The 3,095-nt window shown below is 65.3% G+C and carries 3 protein-coding genes and 1 other RNA gene; 1 reads left to right on the top strand and 3 read right to left on the bottom strand.

The window, feature by feature from the left end; translation table 11 throughout:
• A partial coding sequence (locus ACWIE7_RS18595; protein ID WP_454070247.1) for a hypothetical protein occupies nucleotides 1-879 on the top strand: 879 nt, incomplete at its 5' end.
• A 691-nt stretch (nucleotides 880-1,570) separates the two neighbouring features.
• Here the strand turns inward: ACWIE7_RS18595 and ACWIE7_RS18590 are convergent.
• The 3 genes from ACWIE7_RS18590 to rnpB all read right to left on the bottom strand — a co-directional run.
• Nucleotides 1,571-2,407 (bottom strand): hypothetical protein, encoded by an 837-nt coding sequence (locus ACWIE7_RS18590; protein WP_454070246.1) that lies wholly within the window; start codon nucleotides 2,405-2,407, stop codon nucleotides 1,571-1,573.
• Between the two features lie 66 nt (nucleotides 2,408-2,473).
• Nucleotides 2,474-2,653, bottom strand: a complete 180-nt coding sequence (locus ACWIE7_RS18585) for a hypothetical protein (RefSeq protein ID WP_454070245.1) — start codon at nucleotides 2,651-2,653, stop codon at nucleotides 2,474-2,476.
• 155 nt (nucleotides 2,654-2,808) lie between these two features.
• Nucleotides 2,809-3,095, bottom strand: an RNA gene (gene rnpB, locus ACWIE7_RS18580) — RNase P RNA component class A; the annotation flags it as partial.

The raw sequence follows: 3,095 nt of genomic DNA, 5'->3' as shown, positions 1-3,095 counted from the left end.
GCGGCATGTGAGCAGCACCACCATCTCGCGGTCGTCAGATCGGCGGCCGAGAAAGCAGAAGGGGGACGCATGAAGAACGTCATCCGATCCGTCGGGGTAGCCTCTGTCGCCGTCGCATTCGGTGCCGGGGCGGCACTTTCCGCACCCATAGCCGGGGCCCAGTCGTCGCTACCCGGCGGCTCACTCGGTGGCTCGCTCGGGGACGCCTGTGGCACGGAGGTCGTGACCCCGGAGACCCTCGAGGCATCCGGGTGGTTCACCCCGACCGATGAGGTCCCCGCGACCATCCAGGCGGTCGACGACGCGCCCGAGTCGGTCGGCGAGGCCGCGCTGACCCTGCCGACCGACGCAACGCAGGGCTCGTCGCTCTACAAGAGCGCCGACCGGGCGCCGCTCGCCGACATCCTCCGGGACGGAGACGACCTCACTCCGCTGAGTTACGAGTACACCTCGAGTGGGCAGGCCCCGGCGCTACAGATCCGGCTCAACGAGGCGAGCCTGGCTGATTCAGAGGATGACTCGGCGGGCAGCGACGTCGGGTTCGCCACCATCGTGTGGAGCCCGCCCACCGCCGACGGCTGGTCCGTAGCCGACCCGGCTGACGACGCCCAGTTCTGGGTGACCCGAGCACTCGAGGGCGAAGACGGCCAGGACATCCCCCGCGGAACGATGATGACGCTCGATGAGATCATCAACCTCAACCCTGACGCTGTGGTCACCGAGTACGGCGTGCAGAAGACCCGCGACAACACGGCTGATGACGTGGCGATCGACAACTTCACGCTCGGCTGCGAGACCACGAACTTCGAGCTCGAGGCCGAGGACACCGGCAGCCTCGGCGATGCGTTCGGCAGCCTCGAGGACATGCTGCCCTCGTAAGACGCACTGCGTCGTCAAGTCAACAAGCCCCGCGGGGGGCGGAGCCCACCGGCACTCCGCCCACGGCGTGTTGAACGAGCCGACCTGTAAGCCGGATTCGCCTCACCCCGAACGAACGAGCCCCGCCCACCACATTGGTGAGCGGGCTCGTTTTCGTATTTCAGGTGGGCTACTCTGCGTGCCGCGGACAATACTCCAACATCATCATCATCGCCGTCATCCGAGCTTGAGAATCTGACCACTTGCCGGATGTTGCTCGAGCAGCCTCGTCAGCCACCTGACGGAGAGTCGCACCAGCATCTAACGAGTTGCACAAGTGAGTTGATATGGAGTCAGCTTGGACCGGGGAGATACTCACTCCGGCGATACTCTTAAGGTCTTCGGATAGAACATTCGGATCCTTGTAACCGACTCCGGGCTGACGTTCTGCTTGGGTGGTCTCCGTCTGGGGAATGGGCGCCGAACTACTAGCCACGGGGGCGGTTCTGGAGGTTTCTTGCTCCACCGCTTCGTCCCATCCGCGACCCATCAGATAGGCCAGGAACACTGCGAGCGCCGCGGCGACAACGCCACCGACGACCCACCAGGTACGGGACTTCTTAGTCTCGGGCTGGCCGGAAGCCGTCCAGGGTCCGGGGTTCGTCACGATGGTGCCTCTCTCTATTTGGTGACGGGCATTGTCAGGAGCAGATCAATTGCCGCCTGTCTGACCATCCGCAAACATCGAAGAACCGCACAACTGGTCTCCTTCGAGGCCCATCTGGTTCCGCCATGCCATGTCGGAGCAGTTGCCCTCCAGAAACCGCGACTCTGCGGCTCCCGGCCTGTTCCCGCAGTAGTCGGTGGATTGGACACTGCCATCCGACATCAGGGACGGCCCAGGAGTTCCGTCCAAGCACTCGACAATGTAGGGCTCGGCAATAGTCTCGGGCGCTGCTTCCACCGAAGCCGCCGCGGGTGCCTGAGATGCAGGAGCGGGCTCTGAACCCAGGTCTAGGGCCGCAAGGTCAAGCACGAACACCTCCGCTATCGGCCCGCCGCCCGTCGGGGTATTGATCAAGATCTCCGACTTAGGGTCAACGTCTTCCTTAAGCCAACGAACCCCACGGAACTTGTCGCCAGTCTGCGCGTTCATGGCGTCGAGTTCCTCGATGCCGTCGCAGTTGCGGGACACGGTTCGTTCCTTCTCGATGTACCCGTCCGGGGTGCGCTCGCGGATTGTCCCGGTGTTCAGGACTTCGCTTGTGCCGTCCCCTTCTGTCACCTCCACATCAGCTTCGATGGCGGGGTATTGGTTCGGGGTGCCGTCGCACATGTCGGGGATGTAGACGCGTTCGATGGTGACGTTGGCGGTGTAGTTCGGGCCGGCGATGGTGAACGGTTCCCCCAGGGCGATCGCGGTCTCTGTGGGTTCGACGGGAGCGGCACTGGTCGGGGTCGGCGCGGGCTCCGGTTCCGGCTCGTCTGCCGAGGAGCAGCCGGCCAGGACAACGAGTGAAGTGGCAGCCATTGCGAGGAGGGTGCGCATGGTGCAGCCTTTCGTCGGGTGTGAGTGTCTTCATATCAGGTGTGTACGGCGCTCACGCCGCACAGGTCACTTCCAGCTGCAGGTCGGCTCCCACAGCGTGATCGCGCCACACTCGCGGCACTCGTGGGTCCGGTAGCCCTGCTCGAGCGTGCCGGCGCGTGGCGCGAGCCAACCGACGAGGACCCGGCCCGGGCCGAGCCGGTGGCCGTTGGGGCAGTGGGTGGGAGCGTCCTCGGTCCAGAGCATGCGCGGAGGGTAGCGGCGGGGTCAGACAGGATCCCGCCGTCCCGCACTGGTCCCGCACCAGCCCTCCCAGCCGCCGGAACGCGCGGGTAATGAGTACGGTGCTTAACGCTCGGAACTGCGCATATCCGCAGGTCACACGCCGACCAGCGGCGGGGTGAACGAGCCGGCCTGTAAGCCGGATCCTGTGCCCTCCACGAGGGAGGGCGACGACCATCCATCTGGGTACACCGTCGCCGGGTACCTCGAGCGGTCCACCCGCGGACTCGGGCGAGCAGCCCTTTCGTGCATCGCTGCACGTCATCCGCGCAACCGCACCACCAGTGGTGCGGTCTTTGACCTTGCTCCGAGCGGGGTTTACCTAGCCACCCCGGTCACCCGGGGTGCTGGTGCGCTCTTACCGCACCGTTTCACCCTTACCGCACCAACGGCGCGGCGGTCTGTT

It is taken from the genome of Dietzia sp. NPDC055343, from assembly GCF_053645265.1.
This window is presented reverse-complemented; position numbering and strand designations above follow the sequence as displayed.